The organism is Borreliella japonica (assembly GCF_030438115.2).
GTDB lineage: Bacteria > Spirochaetota > Spirochaetia > Borreliales > Borreliaceae > Borreliella > Borreliella japonica.
In genome coordinates this window covers 1-21,124 of record NZ_CP179501.1, presented here as the reverse complement: position 1 = coordinate 21,124, position 21,124 = coordinate 1, and the positions used below count along the sequence as shown (strand labels likewise).

Genomic DNA, 21,124 nt, shown 5'->3' with positions numbered 1-21,124 from the left:
CTTGTTCCGTATATTTTTTCCCCATATTAAATCCTCATACAACCTTTTTACTAAATTCTTCTATCGTTAACGAATTTCTTATTATCTCTAATAAATCATTATAATACGTGTTAAATACTTTATTGTATTCTAATTTCTTTTTACTACTTAAATAGGCTTTTACAATTGGTTTTAGGACTTCAATATCTGCCGTATTTTTTAGTTGCTCAATAAGTATATTGAAAGTGTTTATCTTCAAATTCTCATAATTTTTTGAAGAATTTTCTTTTTTTATTTCAATTATTTTTTCTAATTTGAGCGTTATTTTGTCTAAATCGTTATATTTATGATTTTCAATGATAAAATGGGGCTTAAACTTATAATTTTCATATATTTTTTGGAAATTTATTTCAAGTTGTTCAGGATTATATCCATTTTTTTCCAATTTTTTTTGATTATTGTTTAAAATTTCTTTTAATTTGTTTTGCTTTTCTTTAAAAGAATTTTTGTTAAAACGTATATTTTTACCTTTTGTTGTTTTAATTTCAATCATTTTTGCAATTCTAAGCATTACAATCTTCTCATTTTTACTAATATCCAAATTTAAGATAATATGAAGAATTTCTTTATTTTTAAAGTTACATTTATTGGCATAGTTTATTACTTGAAACTTTTCTATCTGCTTATTTCTTTCTTCTTTTTTATTATTATTTTTATTACTTAAACACTCCTTAAAATCTACACTCCCATTTTTAATAAATCTCTCTTTAAGGCCTATTTTAACCCTTTTTTCAAATCTTGATTGTTTTTTTTCTTCAAAGAATTTGTTGATTTTAAAGTAGCACTCTTTTTTTGGAAAATTGAGTTTATAGTAGATTTCGGTTCCGCAATTTACTCCCATGTGTTTGTGATAATTAGTTGTGACTTTGAATTTTTTTTCTAATTCGTAAAGATAATTTTGTAGTGTTTTTAGTTTAATGGTAGCTTGACCATTTCTTTTTAGATTCTCATTAAAGTAATAGAGTATGTTTTGTTGAGTGTATTTTTTATACTTTTTGTTTACATACTTTAATGTTGCGATAAGAACTATTAATTTGTGTTGATGTTTATTATAGCAAATTGGACTTTTTTTATTGGTTGGTATTGACATAATCGTCATCCTCCATAATTTTGATTTATAATAATAACATTATTATAATGCAAAATTATGATTTAAAAGTAAATACTTTTCTAAAAAAAATATGAAATTCTAATTATTAATTCCATTAATTAAATACACTTTTTGTAACTTGATGCAAATAAATTGATTTTAATTTTAAAATGGACTACACTACAAATAACGTAGTTGTTTAAATATTGACATTTGCACCTACCGTAATTTTGATAGTTTGCGAAAAATAACAAGAAGAGCTTAGCTTAGTTCTTTTAGAAAGAGAATCTAGCTAAGCTCTATTTTTTTGTAAAAATTTTTGTAAAAACTTGGCAAAAATAGTTTTTGCTATATAATTATTTATATCAAAATTATGAGGAGGATGACAATTATGTCACACAAAAATAATAATTTAAATATTCAAGAAGATATACAAAATAATATTCAAGAAGAAATAGACTTTTTAAATGATATGGGCACCTTAAGAATGAATTTGCCACGCATCGACAAAAGTCTTAATGGATATAATAATTTTTATAAGTACCAGGATTTTAATGAAATATTAGAAAAAATTGAAAACGTTATTAAAAAGCATAATTTAAAGCTTGATTTTTATCAAAAAACCAACTTGGTCAGTTGTGGATGGCTTTAAGGAACATGTTATTAGAACTACATTCTTTAGTAAAAGTACTGAGTATAGAGAATCATTTGATACGCCAATTCATACAGATAAATTACAATGCAACAGTGTAAATACATTTCCACAACAGGTTGGATCAGCTATTACTTATTTCAAAAGGTACGCTTTAGTTGCATATTTTTGCATAAAAAGTGAGGTGGATACTGATGCAGCACCTATTTACAGTAATTATGGAAACGAAAATTTTACACCTAATAAGCAAATTAGTGTTAATAAAAAGCAAGAACAAAAAAACTACAATAATCAAAATCAGAAAGATAATATTAAGCAAGAACAAAAAAAAGATAGGTTTTATTACTACAGTATTTTTAAAGAAGCGTTGTCTAATATAAAAAATTGGGTAAATAGCTCTACAACAAAAGATAATATAAACTCAATTATTCAAAAAATAAGCTTTATTCAGAATATAGACACTAATAATGTTGATGATATCAAGAAAATTGAAGCCGATTTAATCTCGTATTTTGAGAAAAATAGTGATTTTAAGAGTATAAACTATTGGGCTGAGATTATAAAAAACTATTTCAAGAGAAATAATAGATTAAAGGATTTGCAAGATTTTGAAAAGTTTATGTCGTTTAAGCAACCTATTTATGGTGCTAGCCCGCTAATATTCTTTAGTGTCTTAAAAAAGATAAACAATTTGATTATATATTTGCAGCATAGCAATATGTTTGCATAGTGCACCTTTAAATAGCAGGCCCCTTATCGGGGGCCTGCTATGCGTATCATAATCCAAGATGTGTGGTTAAATACTGTTTTAGTTAATTCCAATTTGAAAGACTGTCATAATGGTCATTTTCGTCTAAAAGTTCTTCTTTAAAGCACTTATAAATCTCTTCAGTGTCATTTTTATTAAATATATCACCAGCGACGCCTTTGAAATATTCTTTTATTAGGTTGTTAGCACCATCTCCATGTTTATCATTACAATTGCCGTTGTTATTCTCTTGACAGTCAATTCCCCCTTTAATATAAGTATCAAAATCTTCGTTGTTTGCTTTTGATTTTCTTTTACTTTCTAAAAAGTCATAAACTTTTGTAAAGGCATTGGCTAATTCTTTTTGTTTTTGAATATCTTTAGAAAGCCAATCGAAAAAGTTATCACATTTACTTTTGTTTCCATTATTGCACCCTTGTATTTCCCCTGACAATTTTTTAATTGTGTATTTAAAAGCATTTGTTAATGAATTAAACTTTTTTTCTTCATCGGGAGTTAGAGTGATTTTTTCTTTTTCTTCTTGAGGCTTTTGTGTATCTAAATCACGTTTTTTTCTACTTTTTTCTTGTTGTGTATTATTTTTATTTAAAGTGTTGTTATCGTCAGAATTACAGCTGTTCAGAATAAGTAAAAACAAACAAAATAATATATTTATAATTTTCATTTTCATTTACTTTCCCTATTATTAATTGCCACCGGCATTACATGTACTACTTGCTTGACTTGCAAAATTATCTATACCACCACCAAGCGCACCTTTAACTACTTCTTTAAAAGTAGTTTTCTGATCATTAGCATTTTCCCCAGTACATTTATCAAGTTCACTTTTTATGTGCTCAAGCGCTGATTTTATTTTACTTTCATCATATCCCAAAAATTTATCAAATTCTCCATCATTGCCCAACGCGTCTTTTAACCAGTCAAGTTGTGTTTTTTGATCATCAGTTAGCTTTTCTCTAAGAAGTTCTTCTTTAGATTTTGGTTTTTCTTGTTGTGACTCTTTTTGTTCTAAATCACGCTTTTTTCTACTTTGTGATTGTTTGGCATTGTTTTTTAAAGTGTCATTATCATTAGAATTACAACCATTTAGCATAATTAAAAACAAACAAAATAATATATTTATAATTTTCATTATTACTCCTTTTTATCTTCAGTACAATACATTAAGTAATGAAAAAGTTTATTCTTATAAATATAGACCCTATTTTTTTAAATATTACTAATTTATAAGGGTTAAAAAAGAGTGTTTAATAATTTCTGTTTTTTAGAGTGTTGTTTGAAAATGATAAATTATCATAAATTATATTTTGGGAATTCTCTATAATTACTATTTGAAAAACCCGGCAATTAGCGATACAACAATAGTTGCTATGGCTGATATGGCGATGGGAACCACTACTGCTGTTACAATAGTTATCATTCTGTTACTTATCTCGATTTTTTCTAAAAGCAATTTGGTATTAATTTCTAGCTTTTCGTCAAGATTTTGTTTAAGATTTTGTTCCAAATTAGACATATCTTGTTTTAAATTCTTTTCTACGGTGTCAATCTTAGCGTCTAAATTATCTATTTTGATATTTAAATTCTTTTCTACGGTGTCAATCTTAGTATTTAAACCATCTATTTTGGCATTAAGTTCGTTTTTTACACCATCTATTTTAGTCTCTAAATTCTTTTCTACGAAATCGATTTTAGTATTAAGTTCATTTTTTACACTATCTATTTTAGTATCTAAACCATCAATTTTAGTATTAAGTTCACTTTTAACACTATCTATCTTAGTATCTAAATTTTTCTCTACACTATCAATCTTAGAAACAAGATTATCAAACTTTATCCCAAATTGTTTTTCTAAATTTTCTAAATCTCTATATGTAAGTTCATTGTGATAATATCTTTTAGATAAATCTTGTGCTATTAGTTGTTCCATTCCCAATCTTATAAATTCGTTATATATTTGTTCTTCACTTACAGTATTTGTTAGCACGGTTTTCATAATATTTTTCCTTTATAGTCATATTATACACTATTTTGGGTTAATAGGGGGTTATCTGTTTATAATATAAAGTATAATTTCTTGCAAAAAAAAACTTTTTGTAATTTACATTTTTAATCTTGAATACTGATTATAGACTTTTTTTGCAATGGGTTTTGTTTTTTGAATATATTCCAAAAGTAGTTTGATATTATGTTTTACTGAAGTCATTGTGTGTTCGTCTTTTAATGTTGATAAATCTGGATAAGTAAATTCTGGATAATTTGGATCATTAACTTTAACTTTTGTTTTGGCTAAAAATGTTACAAGGTACATAACATAATCTGATAATTGAGCCTCATATTTAGCTAAAGCGCCTAGTGTTTTAATAATTGGTGGTTTTGGCTCATCAGGTAGGCTAGCAATGGTACTACAACATAGTAGTAAAGTAAGTAATAAGTAGTTTGCTAGTTTAAGCATTATTACCCCTTTTAAGAATATTGACGTACTCCCGCATGATTTTGTTGCGTTTTGCTTTTAATGAGGAGATAATTTTATTACTTTTATTGCTAGCAATGGCCTCTATTATCTCAAGATTGTATTTTAATATATCTTGTATTTCTTCAAATATTTTAGTTGATTCGGCCGTTTCCATAGATTTTAATGTTCCAATATATGTTTTATAGAAAAAATCTATTACCCTATTAAAAGTATTAATGTAATTATGATCTATGTTTGTATCAGTTTTAGCTATGTTAGTTAAGTTGGATAGTAGATTAAGCCCTAAGCCAATAGTGTTATTTTGCATTATTTGTTCTTTCCTTATAGATAGGTTTTCCTTCTTGATTGAATTTTAGATTACTAGATATTTTCAGATTTTTTTCATCAGAATTAACTAGATCAATACATTGATTGATTTTCTCATTTATTGGAGCGAGTATTTTTAATATTGTTGGAGTTAATGCACTTTCAATTCTTTCCATATTTGCTGTATATATTAATTGATAATGAGAATATAGTTCATAAACCAAAAAGAATCCTTTATGTGCCATTTCATCAAATTCATCTTCAAATTTAGAAAATATCTCAATAAGGTTTGATAAAGACGTAAGTCCAAGCTCAACATTATCTTTAGATAATTTCATAAATTAATCCCGTTTTTTAATATGATTGTTGCCATTTCCATTTTTAAAAATCTTGCCTATTACTATAGATAATATGTCTTTTAGCAAAGGTTTAAGAAGAATTAACACCCCTAAAACTATTACTGTTACAAAAATCATTACGGCTATTAGTTTAATTTCATTTAGATTAATAAGAAGTTCAGTTATTTTAATATCCATTTTTCAATCCCTCATTTTAATTTTTGATATATATAGTATATATCAAAACTGTAATTTTTGCTAAAAAATTTTACAGCTTTAATAGATATGGGACGTTACTTCCTGATAAGTAGGATCTTTTTTGAACATACCATCCTTTATACATTGGAAATCTAGAATCAATATCAGAGTAGCTTTTATGTTTATAAACTAAATTTCTCTCAGTTTCATCTTCATATTTTAAGTATAATTTTCGCGTTTCATTGTAATGATGTGTTATATCAAGTTCTATATCAAGGTAAATGATTTGATCGTCATAATTTTTATAAAAAATAAGACTTACTTCTTGATAGTCTTCCAAATTGATAACTATTCTTTTATGTTCGTAGCTAGACCAATAAATTGTAGAGCCCGAAACCTTGCCACCAAAGGAAAATTCTGACGACACACCGAGTAATTGTTTGGGAACTGGTGTTTTTTGAATAGTGCTTGAAGACATTATCAAAAGGTCGTCACTCCTAGATAGAGTAGCGGATGATATGCTACTTGTTAGTCGGGATTTAATTTTACTAAAAAGGTTAGAAAGCTTATCAGAATCATTGCCAATTAGCTTGTCTATTACTTTTGCGTAAATCTTTTTTACAAACTCCGTATCAGCTGCAAGTTCTTCGGCAATTGTAGATTTAATTATCTCCTTAAAATAGCCTAGCTCTTCCCCTTTAAATGTTTGATGGTTTACGGTTTTTAAAAAGTTTTTAAAGGTGATAGCGTTGCTACTTGCAACTCCATCATCAAGTAGTAAAAGGTCACTGTTGTTAACGGTCGTTACCTTATTTAAATCTTTAATTTGGACTGTTTCTTCTTCATCAATTAGTAATTTTTCTTCTTCTCCAGCCATATAGCCTCCTTAATTGTTAAAAGTAATAATATTGTTACCAGTTTCATTATTAATTTTGAGAACTCTACCAATAGGAATAATCCCCTTTATAAAAGCATAAATTGAATGATCATAGCCTTTGGGAAGTGAGTTGAATACTAAAGCTTTTTTAGATGCAGCGTATCCTTTTTTCTTTTCTCTAATTAGTATCTTTTTAGGCCTTTTACCTTTTGCAGTGCTGGGTGAAATAAATGTAATAAAGTTTGTCTTTATTGCCCCTTTTAAAGAGATATCAATAACACCAGCTTCAGGTGTAGTAACTGAAATATTCACATTCAAAAAAGCCTTGAAAATCAGTCTAAATGACTCATCAGTGCCAATATGACGTAAAGCAAAAATCACACTATTGATATTGCTTGTAATACTTTGTAGAGTTTGAGTTTTTGCATAAAAAATTGATAAGACTTGAGATATCCATATGGCAATATACCTTGATTTTATATTTTCTTTTGCATCAATGGATATGAAGTTAGAATTAAGTGCTTTAAGCTCATTAAGAAGTTTTTGTGCGTACTCAGTTTCTGTACTTATAAATTTTTGAACTTCAGTGTTTTTTAAAAAATTAGGTATTTTCATACTTTTTAAGTATCAATTTCAATAAGTAGTCGATCAATTGTATTGAAAAGTAGCATTGTATCATCAGTGATAGCAATATCTTGATTTGTTTGAAAATCGCCATCACTGATTTTTGAGATACTTTCAGTGTCTGTATCTTTAACACAAACTTTAATTTCCATAAACTTAATCCCTTTTACTTCATTGACTGGAGCAAAAAAGTCTTGATATTCAAAGCTAATGCCCATATCAGAATAGTTATTTGAAATAATCCTAGAATATATGTTTCTAATTTGAGAGTCTATGTTTAAGTAGAGATAGTTTTTAAGATCAAGTTTGTACTTTACTTTCATATAAACATATTTTCTTTTTCCCAGTGATATTTTGTAGGATTTAAGTTGCCCGGTTGGGTTGAGTCCATCAATTTCTATGTCTCCATCAAGTAAAGTACCACTAGGAGTTGTTAGATATAATGTTTTCCAAAGTTTAGCTTTAAATTCAGGATTGTTAATATTAGTCTTAGCAGTGTCTAATAAATCTTCTTTAAGAATTAGATATATATTAGCTTTACCAGCTGAACTTTTAATATTAGCGTGTTCCACTCCATTAAGATTAAGTAAAGCAGCTCGAACTGCGTTGTAAGTTGTGCTTTTAGAGGAAATATGTTCTTCAATTGCAGTCCAATAAGTACCACCCGGTTTCATTTTAGAAAAAAAGAGATTAAGCTCATTAATTATTTCTTCTTCAATTAATGCTAAAGAAGATGCAATAATGTTGTAAATCGAGCTATTACTATCATCAATGTTAATTCCATAATTTATGCGTAAGTATTCTCTTTTGGATCGTACTATATCCCCAATTGTGCGCTTTAGAATACCAAAATCAGAATCAAAAACAATACTCATAAAGTAAACTCCATATTCAAAACATCACCAGAGAAAAAAAAGGATATATTTGCTTTACGGTCTTGTATTGCAATTGAAATATTGATTATATCTAAGTTAAGATCTTTAGATATTTCATAAAAATAGTTTTTTACAGCTTGAAGATTATTAATTTTTAAAAGTTTCAAAAGCAAGAAATAGTCCAGGCCCCAATTAGGAGCATAGCTTAAACTACCCCTTAAGGTTTTTAGGAATATAAATAATTTTTGTTTTTGCTCGTCAATTCCATCAACAAGCGAAAAATCATTATTAAATACCAATTCAAAATTATTTCCAATTCTTAAATCCATACTAATAATTATACCATATTTAGCAAAAATTACTTAAACAAACTGTTGATATTAGCAGAAATTCTAGAGGTCACCGCTTGTAATGCTGGATAGTTAATAGTTGTTTTTTCGTCTCCTATGATAGTTATACCGTTGATAGCACTTACAATACTATCTAGAATTTCTTTCAAGCTAGTTGTTTGGTTGACTATTTCAATTCTACTATTCGCTTTTATCTTAACAGTATCGGAAATTAAATTTAAAGTTTTTGGACTAATTGCGCTAAGTATGTAAAAATGATGTTTGTCGAAATGAATATCGTCATTTTTATCAAAAATGTTAACGCTTGATTGAAGTAGTAAAACAGCATCGCCTTTTGATAGTTCAAAATTGATATTAGAAATATTTTTTGTGTGAATTTCTAAGTCTTCAAATTCTGGTATTATAACTACAGCTTCTTGTGTTTGCTTTTTAAATTCCTTTACAGTGCCAAGTCGAGTTATGAAAATATTTGAATAAATCCAATTTTTCATGTCTTCTTGTGCCAATGCATGGCCATAAAGGCGCTGATTCATTCTGTAAATTTCATAGTCTTCTTTACCCATCCTAACTCCCTTTAGCTTTTACGTTTTTTCTATTAGAGTCATCCTCTAACTTAAGTATCAGTGAACACTCTCCCGTGTTACTAAGGCTTGCGCTTGTTTCTTTTATGGTGGTTTTTATCATTTTTCCTAGTCCATCAATAAATGAAACTTTGTCACCAACATTTAGTTTGTGTGTGTAAAATGTTTTGGCGTTCCAAAATATAAGATTTATTTTGAGTGTGGTGCCTAAAGTAATTTCTTGTTGTGGAATAAATTCAAGTCCATAATCTTCTAATGCCTCGTAGTGGACATTTTGTCCCTTTTTTTTATAATTAGTGAATATAATATAGCAATCATTTCCCTTTAAACCAGTGCCAATATCAGCTATTACATCATGAATATATACCCCTTTTATTTTGTCAATAAACTCTTTTGGTGTTGTGGCATAAATATTTTTGTCAATGACTTTAAGCCGATCTTTTTCATCCATATTAATAATATTGCGATTGGGAAATACAGATTCTATTGCCTCTTGTACCGTTTTACCTTTAAAGCTTTTGCCTTCTTTGCCCTCCAATTTGCGATTGAAGAAATTGCTTTTAGTTAATAAACGAACATCAAGCTCAATACTAAAATCTCCACCTGGATAATCAGTGCTTATGGGAGTTCCCAAAGTCCCTGCCATTATAAAATCAAATTTTTTCTCATGAGCAAATTTCTTATAATGTATTTTTACTATATCCCCTACTTTAATGTGGTCGTTGAAGTCTAAAGGCAAATTCCAAAGTACAATTTTTGCTTGTTTGGAACTTATAGTATGAATATTTGAATACACGTTGGATATGGAAATATCAACATGAATTCCATCTTGTGTATTGATTATAATTTTAGGAGTTTCTTCTGGAAAAGGAATTCCATCATTTGATTTTTTTGATTTATCTACATCGTAAAATTCAATTTTAAAATCATAACTTAGCAACATTGATTATCCTTTATATTTTTCTAGTGCAAATGTTTTCACTACTTCTATTGAAAGACTCACTTCAACTTCATCAATAAAGGGAGTGTCTGTAAACGTAAGACTTGTAATTATAGCTAATTCTTTTAGGCCAAAAGTTGGACTGTAGATAGTAAAAGGAACTTGAGCTTGTAGTCTATTTGCTAGTTGTTCTTTTACAAGGTGAGAGTCAAAGCGAAGCAGAGAATTGCCAAAAACAGTAGTTTTGAATATTGAAAGCATATCTTTGTACATAGAAGTTAATATCCCACCACTTAATGAGATATCTTCCCCCGTCATTACGGGGTTGTAACTCACATATTCTGCTTTTCTATCATAATAGTTGATAACTGGTCGTTTAGAGCAACTAGTGTTATAAGTCCGTGAAATTAGCTGGGTTTTTGGCTTTATAAAAAACAATTGTGGCACATATCCAAAACCTTTAAAATCTGGTCGTGGGAATAGCAATAAGAAGTTATCTGCTCCAAAAAGAGCAAATAGTTGGGTTGCTATATCTTTTATTAATTGTCTAATCTCTTCACACGACATTTTTCCTTCTTTTTTATTTTCGCAATCGTCATTGTCACTATTTGCATTTATAATACCCGTAGAATCCTCTTTTTCTGCAGGCGATATTGTTTTAGTTTTATTGACAATATTTTTATTGTTAATGTCCATAAGTAATTACCTTTTTTCTAAATTATGGGGTAGTGTTTGTCATATCCTCAGGTTTACTCCTAGAAGGTGTAGGCGAAGGTGGAGGAGGGCCACCGGTGTCGTTGTTTTTGTTTTTGTTTTTAGGAGGGGTGGGATTGTCTTCAAAAGCCCAACCAATATATGGCAAGTTGGCAAAAAGACTTTTCAACCCTTTAAAAAAGGGCTGAATAACATGTGTTTGAAAAGTAAAGCTATTAAAGTAATCAGTGACCATTTTAATGAATTTAAGTATTGGATCCAAAACAGTGGTGGTTAAGTTTGAAAGAGTTTGCTCAGCTGAGGCCAAATTGCTATCAATTTCTTCTTTTGTATCCGCTTTTTTTGTAAGACCGTAGCTTTTATAATCGCCTAACATTTCAAGCATCTTACTAATTCTAGATTCTAGATCTACTTCTGCTCCACTTTGCCAAGCTTTTTTAGCATCTTCTGTATATTTATTGGCAATTTCCTTGCCCCATGTATTTTTTAATATATCATAAAGTTCACTTCCATCTCCACTAAGAAGACTATTAACGGCTTTTACAGCATCCTCACTGCTCATAGCACCGCTGGATTTAAGCACGGCTGCAAACTCCATTGATTTTTTCAAATTATGAAAATTTAACTTCCCCAAGTCTCTTAGAGTCCCTTTAAAAACACTTGCTTGATTTAAAAACTCTTCTTTTTCTAAGTCGCGCTCAAATCCTTTCAATCCACTAAAAATTCCCTTCTCCTTTTCAGTTCCCTTAATGAGCATATCTCGTTCTTTTTCTGTATAAAATGCACTATTGAGAAGTTTCTTTTTATTAGTTTTAGATGTTTCTTCAACCGCTTTTTTTGCAAAGCCTAAAATTCCACCTGTTGCTTTCCCCATAGCATTACTAATAACATTTCCCAAGGCGCTACCTATAGCAATTTTGGCTACAAGGCCTTTCCCTTGGGAGGCCGCTATCATTTTATTTCTTGCTTTTGATTCTTTTGCAAGTTCTTTATACTCAAGGCGTCTTTTATCTCTATCCGACATTAAAGATCTTTTGAAAGCCTCTTTTCTAGCTTTCTCAAACCCCATGCCCTGTTTCATAAGCTTTTTAGTCTGTGTTAGCCTATATTTCTCAACACGCTCTCTTAAGCTTTCAAATTTAGTTTGTTTGCTTAATTCTTTTTTCTTATCCGACAAATTATTTTTTACAATATCTTTAGTACTACCCAAACTAGATTTTTTAGGTTTAAGATATTTTTCCATTTTGGTAATATCTTGCTCAATGGCCTTTTTTGTTGCGGCATGATCAAGAACACCCTTGAATTTAATGGTAAATTTGTCGCTCATTAAACCCTCATTTACTTAAAATTAATTCATACAATTCTTTTTCTAATTTAAGATCAGCAATACGGTTGACTTCTAAAAGCTCATCATAAGGCAATTTCTTAACATCATCGTATGAGCAAATATTCATAATCACTGGAAAATAGTATTTATCGTTTTTTATCTCTTCAAGTAAGGTGAAATACTTTTTTCTGCTCTCATTAAGACTTGCAATAGCTTTGTCAATATCTTTATTTATTTTGCTCATTTAGCAACCAGTTCATTAGAATTTGATGCAAGTGAAGAAGTTACTTTTGCATAATCAAAATTATCATCGATATAGTCAAAAGTAACAAAATCACCAACGTTATTTTCATATTCACTCAAATATACTAAAGCGGGTTTTTTTAGATCATTATCTATATGAAAAGTATTGAATTGCGCGGTATAAATAATAGCAACAAGATAGTCCTTGTAGTAAGAAATAAATTCTCTATTTGCATCTAGAATTACGTAGAATTCGTCTAAAAATTTTGGACTTATCATTAAGCTTGTAATTTCTCTTAGGTATTTCACTTCATTAAGCTTATAAATAGCGTCGCTTTGATTAAATCCTAGTACTCTATCCCATTCATAGACCGGTAATACTCTAAGTGGGTATTCATATGTTTTATTTTTGGTTAAAATTTTCATTTTATATCTCATTATCATAGAAAGATTCTCCTTTTAGCATATGTTTGGTTTTGTTTTTTGGCAATTAATAGCCCTAATTTCAAAAGTCACTTTTTCAGCTTTTACTGAATAACTTCTTGAGGGTTCTTCAGTAAAAATCGCATGGTTAGAAATAATTTTGGTAGCAATTCTATCATTGAATGCTAAATCAAGCATTTTATCACATTTGCTAACATCCATGTTATAAAACTGATCGTCTGCAATTTCAGTTAGCGCAATATAGTCATGACTGCCTAGGGTAACTTCAATGTTGAAAATATAAGTTATGGTTTTAGGGTCACGTAAGCTTATTACAGGAAATCCTTTGTCTTCAGTACTAACAACTGCTCTTGTAGTAGGCTCGCTTGTAAGTTCTAGTTTACCACTGTGTAGTTGTATACCACCGATTGAAAAGTAAACTTCCTTTAAATCATAAAATTGCATAATTTTTAACTCCTTATACGTTTAAACTATTTTGATAATCAACTATATCTTGAGTAGTAATTACTAAAGCAACATCATTAATACTAAAGTTGTAAGTAATATTCACACTAAGTTCCAATTTGAGGTTTTTAGACCCCGATAGAGTGAGCTTTAAGTCTTTATATTTTACAAGTAGCCCCCTATCAATAAACCTTTTCAGTAGACACTCAATTGCTGAAGTATATGCATTATCCCTAGCACCACTAAGTTGCAGTGCAGATAATTTACTATTTTGTCTATTGTTTTTATTCCAAATTCGAATAAGCTCAACAATGGCCTCGTTTTTTATGTAATGATAAGTAAAAAGTTCGTCTATTGCTTTACCAGAAAGATCAACACCCTCTTTAAAAGCAGATATACCATCAAGACCAGTTTCATTAAGAAGTGAATAAAAGTTGATTTTTGCATCCCTTAACTTTTTAATTGCGGCATCGTCAAGAAGTGGTGTAGTAGACAATGGCATACCATAAGGATTAACAGAATGAAAAATACTTGCTTGATGCAAATACGCGCTTATAAATTTAAGATGCAAATTATCTCTATTATTGCTATAAACAACAATATTTCTTTCTTTCTCAATATCACCTTTATCCTTAAACAGTTCTTTTATCTCTTGTTCTTTAGTTGAGAATACAAAAAAAGTTGACGACATTTTAAACTTATCATAGTCGTCCTTATAAATTTTCAGTCCATCATCCGAATTGTCACCTTCAGTATTAATAAGCACAACAAAAGAGTGTCTATGCACTTTAATATAGCTTTTAAGCTCTTCGGACTTATCCTTATAAATGAAAAGAACAACAGATTTTAACGACTCTTCGGTTGAATTGAAAAAATCTTTCATTGCAGTAATTAGCAGTGTTTTTTCTTTTCCAAACTGATCTTGTCCATTTCCATTATCTTTTTCTAAAGTTTCAATTTCTTTTTCATAGTTATTAACAGTCAAACTCAATGTTTTATAGTTAGCAGCATCTTTGTTAACTTTAATTTTGGCTGTTTTGTAGACCAAAAGTGGATTGTAATAGTTGGGTGTATTAGCTTGAATACTAGAGTCTACCAAACTTACACTAATTGTATCTTCTGGCATTTTTAATCCTCCTTTAAAATTTCTGTTGCTTTTACACTAGCATTGAATGCTACAGATGCACTGTATGCATGATTGCTATATTTTGTACCTAAATTTATTAGTCCAACTGTTTGCATATTAGATGTTGGGTAAATGTAAAAGTTAATTTTATTTACATACTCGGGTTGAGATTGATTTTCTAAAGTATACTTATGAGCCCTATTGTGTAGAAACTCGCTTAACATACCATAAAGTATTAGCATACGCGAATTAGCGTCAAAATCTTCAGCATTTAATACTACTGCAATAATATATATTTGGAAATTTAAACTAAACTCCAAAGCATTCTCATAAAATACACCAGTTTTGCAGTTATGATCAAATAGGTGTTCTGTACCATCAAATTTCAAAGCTATTATATTAGGACTAGTAGTTGTAATTTTTGAAAGGTACGGATGATTGTAAGTATTTATAATATCGCACTCAAAATTATTTTCAATTGCATAGGCTTTAAAAGCCTTAAATATCTGAATTAAATGATTTACGATTATGTCCAAAGTAATAATCATTCAAGCACCTTATAAGTGAGTTCTGATAACATTTTGGATGTATCCACAAGTGAAATTGATGCAGTGTTGCTACCCTTTCTTAATTTGCTTTTGATTGTACTATCCTTTAAACCCGGTGTAACTTGCCCTGAGAGTACATAATTCTCATAGTATCTTATAAAAGCTTCTCCAATAGCACTCATTCCTAATTTAGGATCAATATTGAACTTAGAATTTATATAACCATTGTTGATATATTCTCTAAATTCAGAACTACCAGCAATTTTAGTTAAATGTTTTCTTACTGGTAATTTAGCGCCGCCTTTCTCGTGCATTCTAGCAATATTAGAACGACCGCCAAACCAACCAATTTCTAATTCAATTGTAAAGTCTAGTCCGTCCATATAAATTCCTTTAAAACCAGCGTAAAGTATCCTATTGAAGAGTCAATGCTAAATATTTCAAAGTAAACTAAATCCGAAATTGATATTCGGTCTTTTAGTTCAAAGTTAAGATCTTGATATGTGTAAAGTTTAGAATACCCTTGAATATCAGATATATTAGAGTCATAAAGCATGGCAAGTTCTTGTGGTTTTATGTCAATAATTACTCCAGCAAATTCGGTGTACTTATTCTTATCAAAGAGTATTTGATAAGAATCGTCATTTTCAAGTTTTACAACAGTGCCTTTATAAAATCTTAAAGGGCTAGGATCCTTAAAAACGTTGATCATACGTGTAGACATATCTGAGAGTCTTTTTCTAACGCCACTCACTATACAGCTCCTACACAAGACGGCGTTGAGGTTTCTCTTTTTAGTTTTTCTAAAAATGCATCAAGTTGTGAACAAAAGTTCTTATTTGATCCACAACTTTCTCCACCGCCCTCTTCGCCTCCACCACTGCTAGGATAATAATCAAGTTCAAGCTCATTGAATTTCTCTTTTTTAATCCTCTCAAATTCAAATTCTCGAACAACTCCTTGCTTTCTTAATTGACAACCCATATGATAAAAGGTAAGTAAAAATATTTGTTCATATGTAAGTGAACTAGCATCAATACCACGTGTTACCAAAATAGCTTGAAGTAAAGATAAGTGAAGTAGAAAATTTTGCCTACTTAGTGCTAGTTGATCTATTCCTAATAGCAATAACACTTGAGAATGAAGTTTTGTTGTTAAGAGTTCTTCTTCATTTTCAGCTTGTACTTGCAAGTCCTTTTGTTCGCTCATTTTATTTGCCTTATCTTATTAACTTTGTTTAATGTTTACTTGCAAAATAGTCTTCTTGGTAGCAAGTAGACCTCCTAAAACAAAATCAATGTATGAATGCGCAATATCAGTTGAATCCTTATCAACTTGTTCATTTGGTGTAGGCAACATGTACTTGCTAGGCTTAAATTTAATAAGTGCTGAGTTTAACGGATAAATGAGTATTTGATGTTTTAGCAAATTTGAAGTTTCAATATAAACATCTTCTCGATTATTAATAGCTTTAATAGTTTGGATCAAAACATCTTCCCATTTTTCACAACTTGATGTAACAGCTTGGCCTACTGCATATGGTTTTACCAATTTCAATGAAGTTGCGGGATCAACTATCACCATCATGGGTGTAGAAAATTCGTCACCTAACTCTAATTTTGAAAGTCCTGCTTCAATTTTTTCAAATATTTTATCCATTTTATCCTTATTATCTTTTTCAACTTCTTCTTTTATCTGTTCCGGCATATTAAGTAGTCCGTACATATTAGGAAGTAAACGTTTTTGATTTTTTCCATCCTTTTGAATTGAAACAGTTCCTGTTAGTACAAAGTGATTAATAAGTTTGATAATTTCACTACTTGCAAGCTTATAAGCTTGAGCAAAAGGCAATAAATTATTATTAATGTCGCCAATATATGAGTCTGAAGTGTAAAATTTTTCAGAAGTCTGCTTTAAATGTCTAAATTTGTATTGTAATTTTAAATAGTTCAGTCTAACTACTTCAGAACTAAACCCAATAGTTGAGATAGTATTAACCTCATTAGCAATTGTTGTAGGATTAGCATTTAAAAGCGCGTCCCATTTTACAGTTCTTTGATATCCCATTTTAAGATCAACATCTTCAATCTGATCGGGTAAAAACCATTTATACATAATGGGGTCTTTAACTTCTCCTATAATATTAGCTACAGATTTTGCATAATAATTTTCATCGTAAAGTTCCATTTAAAACCTCCTTAATTTTTTTAATTTTTACTTACAGCTTTATTTCCAAACACTGCTACTTTTATTAAATGAACATCATTAATAATTTGCTTTGCATCAGATAGCGCTATTGCATTAACAGTTGTCTTATTTTGTCCTCCTGAGGGCTTTTCTAGAACGCCATCTTTATTAAAAATAAGCTTGTCTTTTGCTTTAGGTGTAGAATCTTTTGCAACCAGGTAACCCTCAAAATTATTTGTAATTGGAACAATAGTAGCTGTTTTGCTAAACTCGTCTACATCAATGCATATTCCGTATAAGTCATCACCGCCTCCGGCCTCAACATGGGGCTCATAGTGAATTTCATCCTTTTTTTCTTCTTGAATAACTCTTTTTACTCCGCGCTTATAGGGATACCCCGAATATGGATGATTTTCCAACTTATCAAAACTACTAGTTCTAATGCCTCCAGAAGCAAAAAATTGTACGTTTTTGTCCCTAAACTCAATAGAATTGCCTAGTAAACTAGTATAATGTTGTGGATTTTTCATAAACTTTTCTAGTTTACTGCGCTTTTCTTGATACTCTTTTACTAATTGCGTTGTATCTGCCATTAACTTTCCTCCTTTTAAATTCTTTAGTCTTAACCACCAGCAGCAACTACTGTTTTCTCAAGGCCTCTATTGCCAAAAATTGTAACTTTTATTAAATTAATCGAATAATCTTGTCTTATGTTTTCAGCTTGTTTATTCCTATCTTCTGATGCAAACTTGATTGTAAATGAATCAGAAAGTGCATAAGCATTAATTAATGTTGGGGGCCCACCATCAGCCTTGATAATAACTCCATCTGAATTAATGTCTAATATTTGACCCGATTTTATACTAGGATTTCTTGTAACAAGGTACCCCTCAAAGTTATTTGTAATTGGCAAAACATACGCAGTACAACTAAATTCGCATACATCAACACATACGCCATACATATCATTATCAGCACCAACCTCAACATATACGGAGTTCTCTTTTGGAACAAGTTTAACCCCACGCTTATATGGAAAACTCTTTTTTGGATCGTAGAAATATTCTTCTATTTTGTCCGTATAACTTGAACATGCAAATGTATAAGCATCAACTAGCTCATTCTTAGACTGAAAACAACCACTTGAACTGCTAAAAACCTTATTTTCAACAGAACTCATTGATTTTGCATATTTTTTGAATTTCAAAAGAATATCATCAAGTTCTTTAACCGACTCAAGATATGGGTCCATTACTGCATCATCTTCAGCTTGTCTTGCTTGACGCCTAGCTCTAGGAGCAGGTTGAAACTCTGCCTGAAAGCCTAATTGTGGATTATCATCAACACCAGAATCCGGAACTTGCTCTTTACCTTTTAAAGCCATTTAATTACCCTTTTAAAGCTCTATTTCCAAAAACGCTAGCAAGCACTATATGTAACTCTTCGGTTAATTTATGGACTTTTGAAAGTGCTATAGCATTAATAGTTTTATCAGAACCACTAGTCTTTTCAAGTTCTCCCTGCGCATTAAAATGAAGCTTATCACCAGGATTTATACCATTTTGTCCATTTTTCTTAAACGTTAAATACCCCGTAAAGTTGTTTGTAATTGGAATTACAGTTGCCATACCAGTAAACTCGTCTATATCAGTGCATACTCCGTACAAATCATCACCACCTCCAGCCTCAACTTCAAGTTCTGATGTACCATCAGCACTAAAACTAAACTTTACTCCGCGCTTGTAGGGATACCCTTTAGCAGGATAATTTTCTATTTTGTCTTTACTACTAGTCCAAACTCCATCAGAATTGGAGTAAATTAAATTTTTATCCCTAAACTCAATAGAATTGCTAAGTAAGCTAGCATTTTGCTGGGGATTTTTCATTAATGCTGTAATTTCCTTAACTTTTTTATCAAACTCCTCTTTAATTTTTGTAATATCACTCATTAAAAACTCCTTTAAGCAATGTTTCTTCTGTTATCTCTTTTTAGATTTTCATAAAATTGAACTCGTCTTTGCTTGTAAGCATTGCTTAAAGCTTGCACAAACTCTGTGAAATTAATTGGTACAAAATTAGGATCAAGCAAACTTACTCTCTCTTCTGATTTAGCAATAATATTTCCTTTAATAACCTCAACAGAAGATGAATTGCTATTAGCATTTTTTCTTAATTTGATATTCACTTTAGCCAAAGAAACAAGTTGTTCTAGTATCTCTCCATCAATATGGCTTATGTCTGATACTTTGGAAATAGCTTTAACTTGCTCAATTGGAACAAACTTGCGAACAAGTTCTCTGCGTTGCGCCTGCATAATGTCTTTTAGAGTATATCCTTTTGCAAGTAGTACCTCTTTATTGAAATGACTGCTAAGATGCGCTTTTGCAAGTGTATCAATTTCATTAATGCGCTCTGCCTCCAGTAATAATTGCTTTTCAACACGCTCTCTCTCTTCAACTTCAGCAAGTTCTTTTGTTATTCGCTCATTTATACTTAAATCACGAGTTGTTTCTTTAGGTTTTGCATTACTTGCTTGTTCTTTTAAGCTCATATACTCTTCAAATTCCTGGATGCTTATAACTTTAGTATCAGATTTAACTTGATGTTCTTCTTTAACTTGATCCTCAATTATTTCTTTCTTTTCATCTTCAATCACTTCTTAACTCCTTTTCTCAAAATGAGAATAATTTTTCTTTTAAAAAAGCTCGTTCCTCGTTATTGAAAGAACTGCTTTGTATAAGATCGTTATATTTGCTATAAAGCTCAATTAGCTTAATATCTCTTTCCACCTTTTGATCATCACTCAACATCACTAATGAATTGAACTTCATATCAAGTCCAAAATACTTATTAAGCTTTAAATTACAAGCATTCTGGATTTGTTCTTGTACGCCTTTTAGAAAATCATAATAATTGCTCCTATCACCTTTACCATCATTTCCAAGTCCTTTAGCTTGCTCGTTGAAACTTCTTGTTAAAGGCTCCTTAGTATCAGCACCAATTTTTGCTTTAATTAATGCTAAGGCCTCTTTTAAATAGGTAAGATCGTATTTAATAACTTCTAAACTAGCACTCGGAGTAGCTGTGTAAAACATCCCCTCATTACTTAGATTGCTCTTAAGCCTAGCAAGTTCACTTGCCAATGAGTCATTAAGACTACGTAAATTAGAAATATCTTTACTATGATTATTTGAGTTTTGTTTTCTTAGAAAGGATGATAAAAAGCTATTGCCTTTTTCATTATTACTACTCTGAGTTAGCGCACTCAAAGACGTTGTTGCGCTAGAAAGCGCGTCTTGCAGCTGCACTAAAGACTCGTCTTTGTAAAACAAAAAATTGTGGTTTTCAATACGTTTTTCTATTTCAACGTATATCTTCTCAAATAAGTAAATATCTAGCAAAAAACTTTCCGTATAACACGGAACATATCTTTTTAAGATATAATCAAAGTTTTCGTATATTATAAGTCGATTTTTGTGTATTTTGACCGTATCAAAAGAATTACTTCCATTATTAGTTCTTACTTTGTAAGTTACATAATCAAAGTCAACCCCCAAGTCTCTTACAGATTCATAATCAAGGTATTCAAATCCAATAGGTAGTTCTATATTAACAGGTCTTTCAAGGTCTACTAGTGTATCTTTAGTTTTTACTAAAATGTATCCAATTCCATGAAAACGGAAGCTTATAATACAATTTAGTAAAGCATTTTTAAGTTGCACTTTTAATCTAGCAAGCTCGAGCTCACTAACATGACTAGTAGTATACTCAAGAATAATTCCGTTCTTAAGACAATCTTCTGCTACATTTTCTATGTAATTTCTAAAAAATATTGAATATCTATATAGTTCCAGTGAATTTATTTTATCTACTAGTTTTGCTTTTCTTAAATCATACATTTTTTACTTCTTATTCTTAATTTTCTTAATTAAATTAAATGTATAATAGCAAAAACTAATATTTTTGTCAATAAAAT

29 protein-coding genes and 2 pseudogenes are annotated in these 21,124 nt (G+C 30.0%); 1 reads left to right on the top strand and 30 read right to left on the bottom strand.

Going from position 1 to position 21,124, the window contains the following annotated elements:
* Positions 1-34 precede the first annotated feature (34 nt).
* Positions 35-1,129, bottom strand: a complete 1,095-nt coding sequence (locus QIA21_RS05830; RefSeq protein ID WP_418905671.1) for a plasmid maintenance protein — start codon at positions 1,127-1,129, stop codon at positions 35-37.
* A 382-nt stretch (positions 1,130-1,511) separates the two neighbouring features.
* Between QIA21_RS05830 and QIA21_RS05825 the strand changes: the two are divergent.
* Positions 1,512-2,495, top strand: a pseudogene (locus tag QIA21_RS05825) (ERF family protein).
* 98 nt (positions 2,496-2,593) lie between these two features.
* On the opposite strand, the gene QIA21_RS05820 reads toward QIA21_RS05825, so the two are convergent.
* The 29 genes and pseudogenes from QIA21_RS05820 to QIA21_RS05680 form a co-directional block, all read right to left on the bottom strand.
* The gene (locus QIA21_RS05820) at positions 2,594-3,214 is read right to left on the bottom strand and encodes an Mlp family lipoprotein (RefSeq protein ID WP_418905670.1); all 621 of its coding nucleotides are present in this window, start codon (positions 3,212-3,214) and stop codon (positions 2,594-2,596) included.
* Positions 3,215-3,235: 21 nt separating this feature from the next.
* Complete coding sequence (locus QIA21_RS05815) at positions 3,236-3,682, bottom strand: Mlp family lipoprotein (protein WP_418905638.1); 447 nt, start codon at positions 3,680-3,682, stop codon at positions 3,236-3,238.
* Positions 3,683-3,877: 195 nt separating this feature from the next.
* Positions 3,878-4,546, bottom strand: coding sequence for a Bdr family repetitive protein (bdr, locus tag QIA21_RS05810; RefSeq protein WP_418905637.1), 669 nt, complete (start codon positions 4,544-4,546; stop codon positions 3,878-3,880).
* 105 nt (positions 4,547-4,651) lie between these two features.
* Positions 4,652-5,005 carry a BBA14 family lipoprotein gene (locus tag QIA21_RS05805; protein ID WP_418456339.1) on the bottom strand — a complete coding sequence of 118 codons (354 nt, stop codon included), beginning with the start codon at positions 5,003-5,005 and terminating at the stop codon, positions 4,652-4,654.
* The gene (locus QIA21_RS05800) at positions 4,998-5,333 is read right to left on the bottom strand and encodes a BlyB family putative holin accessory protein (RefSeq protein WP_418905636.1); all 336 of its coding nucleotides are present in this window, start codon (positions 5,331-5,333) and stop codon (positions 4,998-5,000) included. Before QIA21_RS05800 ends, QIA21_RS05805 begins: the two co-directional genes overlap by 8 nt.
* Entirely contained in the window at positions 5,323-5,670 is a 348-nt protein-coding gene (locus QIA21_RS05795; protein WP_418905635.1) for a BlyB family putative holin accessory protein, read from the bottom strand. The genes QIA21_RS05800 and QIA21_RS05795 overlap by 11 nt, the downstream gene beginning before the upstream one ends.
* Before the next feature lie 3 nt (positions 5,671-5,673).
* Positions 5,674-5,868, bottom strand: a complete 195-nt coding sequence (locus tag QIA21_RS05790) for a BlyA family holin (RefSeq protein ID WP_418456197.1) — start codon at positions 5,866-5,868, stop codon at positions 5,674-5,676.
* Positions 5,869-5,938: 70 nt separating this feature from the next.
* The gene (locus QIA21_RS05785) at positions 5,939-6,745 is read right to left on the bottom strand and encodes a DUF685 domain-containing protein (RefSeq protein ID WP_418905669.1); all 807 of its coding nucleotides are present in this window, start codon (positions 6,743-6,745) and stop codon (positions 5,939-5,941) included.
* A 9-nt stretch (positions 6,746-6,754) separates the two neighbouring features.
* The gene (locus QIA21_RS05780) at positions 6,755-7,360 is read right to left on the bottom strand and encodes a DUF735 family protein (protein WP_418905668.1); all 606 of its coding nucleotides are present in this window, start codon (positions 7,358-7,360) and stop codon (positions 6,755-6,757) included.
* A gap of 5 nt (positions 7,361-7,365) precedes the next feature.
* A complete protein-coding gene (locus tag QIA21_RS05775) occupies positions 7,366-8,244 on the bottom strand; it encodes a DUF276 domain-containing protein (RefSeq protein WP_418905667.1) in 879 nt (292 codons plus the stop codon).
* Entirely contained in the window at positions 8,241-8,573 is a 333-nt protein-coding gene (locus QIA21_RS05770) for a contractile injection system sheath initiator (protein WP_418905666.1), read from the bottom strand. Before QIA21_RS05770 ends, QIA21_RS05775 begins: the two co-directional genes overlap by 4 nt.
* Positions 8,574-8,602: 29 nt before the next feature.
* Positions 8,603-9,157, bottom strand: coding sequence for a DUF777 family protein (locus QIA21_RS05765; protein ID WP_418905665.1), 555 nt, complete (start codon positions 9,155-9,157; stop codon positions 8,603-8,605).
* A 1-nt stretch (position 9,158) separates the two neighbouring features.
* Positions 9,159-10,118, bottom strand: a complete 960-nt coding sequence (locus QIA21_RS05760; protein WP_418905664.1) for a DUF693 family protein — start codon at positions 10,116-10,118, stop codon at positions 9,159-9,161.
* Positions 10,119-10,121: 3 nt separating this feature from the next.
* A complete protein-coding gene (locus QIA21_RS05755) occupies positions 10,122-10,811 on the bottom strand; it encodes a DUF792 family protein (RefSeq protein WP_418905663.1) in 690 nt (229 codons plus the stop codon).
* A gap of 22 nt (positions 10,812-10,833) precedes the next feature.
* Entirely contained in the window at positions 10,834-12,156 is a 1,323-nt protein-coding gene (locus QIA21_RS05750; protein ID WP_418905662.1) for a DUF759 family protein, read from the bottom strand.
* A gap of 7 nt (positions 12,157-12,163) precedes the next feature.
* Positions 12,164-12,400 (bottom strand): DUF1322 family protein, encoded by a 237-nt coding sequence (locus tag QIA21_RS05745; protein WP_418905661.1) that lies wholly within the window; start codon positions 12,398-12,400, stop codon positions 12,164-12,166.
* Entirely contained in the window at positions 12,397-12,843 is a 447-nt protein-coding gene (locus tag QIA21_RS05740; RefSeq protein ID WP_418905660.1) for a DUF1473 family protein, read from the bottom strand. Before QIA21_RS05740 ends, QIA21_RS05745 begins: the two co-directional genes overlap by 4 nt.
* A 15-nt stretch (positions 12,844-12,858) precedes the next feature.
* Positions 12,859-13,287, bottom strand: coding sequence for a DUF1463 family protein (locus QIA21_RS05735; RefSeq protein WP_418905659.1), 429 nt, complete (start codon positions 13,285-13,287; stop codon positions 12,859-12,861).
* 13 nt (positions 13,288-13,300) lie between these two features.
* A complete protein-coding gene (locus tag QIA21_RS05730) occupies positions 13,301-14,413 on the bottom strand; it encodes a DUF787 family protein (RefSeq protein WP_418905658.1) in 1,113 nt (370 codons plus the stop codon).
* A pseudogene (locus QIA21_RS05725) lies at positions 14,394-14,961 on the bottom strand (DUF764 family protein). Before QIA21_RS05725 ends, QIA21_RS05730 begins: the two are co-directional and overlap by 20 nt.
* Positions 14,958-15,344, bottom strand: coding sequence for a hypothetical protein (locus QIA21_RS05720; RefSeq protein WP_418905657.1), 387 nt, complete (start codon positions 15,342-15,344; stop codon positions 14,958-14,960). The pseudogene QIA21_RS05725 and the gene QIA21_RS05720 overlap by 4 nt, the downstream one beginning before the upstream one ends.
* Positions 15,332-15,715, bottom strand: coding sequence for a DUF1506 family protein (locus QIA21_RS05715; protein WP_418905656.1), 384 nt, complete (start codon positions 15,713-15,715; stop codon positions 15,332-15,334). Before QIA21_RS05715 ends, QIA21_RS05720 begins: the two co-directional genes overlap by 13 nt.
* Positions 15,715-16,170, bottom strand: a complete 456-nt coding sequence (locus tag QIA21_RS05710; RefSeq protein ID WP_418905655.1) for a DUF3890 domain-containing protein — start codon at positions 16,168-16,170, stop codon at positions 15,715-15,717. Before QIA21_RS05710 ends, QIA21_RS05715 begins: the two co-directional genes overlap by 1 nt.
* Positions 16,171-16,188: 18 nt before the next feature.
* The gene (locus QIA21_RS05705) at positions 16,189-17,148 is read right to left on the bottom strand and encodes a hypothetical protein (protein WP_418905654.1); all 960 of its coding nucleotides are present in this window, start codon (positions 17,146-17,148) and stop codon (positions 16,189-16,191) included.
* Positions 17,149-17,168: 20 nt separating this feature from the next.
* Positions 17,169-17,741, bottom strand: coding sequence for a DUF228 domain-containing protein (locus QIA21_RS05700; RefSeq protein ID WP_418905653.1), 573 nt, complete (start codon positions 17,739-17,741; stop codon positions 17,169-17,171).
* A 29-nt stretch (positions 17,742-17,770) separates the two neighbouring features.
* Positions 17,771-18,532, bottom strand: a complete 762-nt coding sequence (locus tag QIA21_RS05695) for a DUF228 domain-containing protein (RefSeq protein ID WP_418905652.1) — start codon at positions 18,530-18,532, stop codon at positions 17,771-17,773.
* A gap of 4 nt (positions 18,533-18,536) precedes the next feature.
* A complete protein-coding gene (locus QIA21_RS05690) occupies positions 18,537-19,097 on the bottom strand; it encodes a DUF228 domain-containing protein (protein ID WP_418905651.1) in 561 nt (186 codons plus the stop codon).
* Positions 19,098-19,108: 11 nt separating this feature from the next.
* On the bottom strand, positions 19,109-19,804 hold the full coding sequence (locus QIA21_RS05685; RefSeq protein WP_418905650.1) for a DUF1357 family protein: 696 nt from the start codon (positions 19,802-19,804) through the stop codon (positions 19,109-19,111).
* A gap of 16 nt (positions 19,805-19,820) precedes the next feature.
* Complete coding sequence (locus QIA21_RS05680; protein WP_418905649.1) at positions 19,821-21,047, bottom strand: anti-CBASS protein Acb1 family protein; 1,227 nt, start codon at positions 21,045-21,047, stop codon at positions 19,821-19,823.
* Positions 21,048-21,124 lie beyond the last annotated feature (77 nt).

Coding starts and splice junctions, on each gene's coding strand:
- QIA21_RS05830 (WP_418905671.1), bottom strand. CDS start 1,129: ATGTCAATACCAACCAATAAAAAAAGTCCAATTTGCTATAATAAACAT.
- QIA21_RS05820 (WP_418905670.1), bottom strand. CDS start 3,214: ATGAAAATTATAAATATATTATTTTGTTTGTTTTTACTTATTCTGAAC.
- QIA21_RS05815 (WP_418905638.1), bottom strand. CDS start 3,682: ATGAAAATTATAAATATATTATTTTGTTTGTTTTTAATTATGCTAAAT.
- bdr (WP_418905637.1), bottom strand. CDS start 4,546: ATGAAAACCGTGCTAACAAATACTGTAAGTGAAGAACAAATATATAAC.
- QIA21_RS05805 (WP_418456339.1), bottom strand. CDS start 5,005: ATGCTTAAACTAGCAAACTACTTATTACTTACTTTACTACTATGTTGT.
- QIA21_RS05800 (WP_418905636.1), bottom strand. CDS start 5,333: ATGCAAAATAACACTATTGGCTTAGGGCTTAATCTACTATCCAACTTA.
- QIA21_RS05795 (WP_418905635.1), bottom strand. CDS start 5,670: ATGAAATTATCTAAAGATAATGTTGAGCTTGGACTTACGTCTTTATCA.
- QIA21_RS05790 (WP_418456197.1), bottom strand. CDS start 5,868: ATGGATATTAAAATAACTGAACTTCTTATTAATCTAAATGAAATTAAA.
- QIA21_RS05785 (WP_418905669.1), bottom strand. CDS start 6,745: ATGGCTGGAGAAGAAGAAAAATTACTAATTGATGAAGAAGAAACAGTC.
- QIA21_RS05780 (WP_418905668.1), bottom strand. CDS start 7,360: ATGAAAATACCTAATTTTTTAAAAAACACTGAAGTTCAAAAATTTATA.
- QIA21_RS05775 (WP_418905667.1), bottom strand. CDS start 8,244: ATGAGTATTGTTTTTGATTCTGATTTTGGTATTCTAAAGCGCACAATT.
- QIA21_RS05770 (WP_418905666.1), bottom strand. CDS start 8,573: ATGGATTTAAGAATTGGAAATAATTTTGAATTGGTATTTAATAATGAT.
- QIA21_RS05765 (WP_418905665.1), bottom strand. CDS start 9,157: ATGGGTAAAGAAGACTATGAAATTTACAGAATGAATCAGCGCCTTTAT.
- QIA21_RS05760 (WP_418905664.1), bottom strand. CDS start 10,118: ATGTTGCTAAGTTATGATTTTAAAATTGAATTTTACGATGTAGATAAA.
- QIA21_RS05755 (WP_418905663.1), bottom strand. CDS start 10,811: ATGGACATTAACAATAAAAATATTGTCAATAAAACTAAAACAATATCG.
- QIA21_RS05750 (WP_418905662.1), bottom strand. CDS start 12,156: ATGAGCGACAAATTTACCATTAAATTCAAGGGTGTTCTTGATCATGCC.
- QIA21_RS05745 (WP_418905661.1), bottom strand. CDS start 12,400: ATGAGCAAAATAAATAAAGATATTGACAAAGCTATTGCAAGTCTTAAT.
- QIA21_RS05740 (WP_418905660.1), bottom strand. CDS start 12,843: ATGATAATGAGATATAAAATGAAAATTTTAACCAAAAATAAAACATAT.
- QIA21_RS05735 (WP_418905659.1), bottom strand. CDS start 13,287: ATGCAATTTTATGATTTAAAGGAAGTTTACTTTTCAATCGGTGGTATA.
- QIA21_RS05730 (WP_418905658.1), bottom strand. CDS start 14,413: ATGCCAGAAGATACAATTAGTGTAAGTTTGGTAGACTCTAGTATTCAA.
- QIA21_RS05720 (WP_418905657.1), bottom strand. CDS start 15,344: ATGGACGGACTAGACTTTACAATTGAATTAGAAATTGGTTGGTTTGGC.
- QIA21_RS05710 (WP_418905655.1), bottom strand. CDS start 16,170: ATGAGCGAACAAAAGGACTTGCAAGTACAAGCTGAAAATGAAGAAGAA.
- QIA21_RS05705 (WP_418905654.1), bottom strand. CDS start 17,148: ATGGAACTTTACGATGAAAATTATTATGCAAAATCTGTAGCTAATATT.
- QIA21_RS05700 (WP_418905653.1), bottom strand. CDS start 17,741: ATGGCAGATACAACGCAATTAGTAAAAGAGTATCAAGAAAAGCGCAGT.
- QIA21_RS05695 (WP_418905652.1), bottom strand. CDS start 18,532: ATGGCTTTAAAAGGTAAAGAGCAAGTTCCGGATTCTGGTGTTGATGAT.
- QIA21_RS05690 (WP_418905651.1), bottom strand. CDS start 19,097: ATGAGTGATATTACAAAAATTAAAGAGGAGTTTGATAAAAAAGTTAAG.
- QIA21_RS05680 (WP_418905649.1), bottom strand. CDS start 21,047: ATGTATGATTTAAGAAAAGCAAAACTAGTAGATAAAATAAATTCACTG.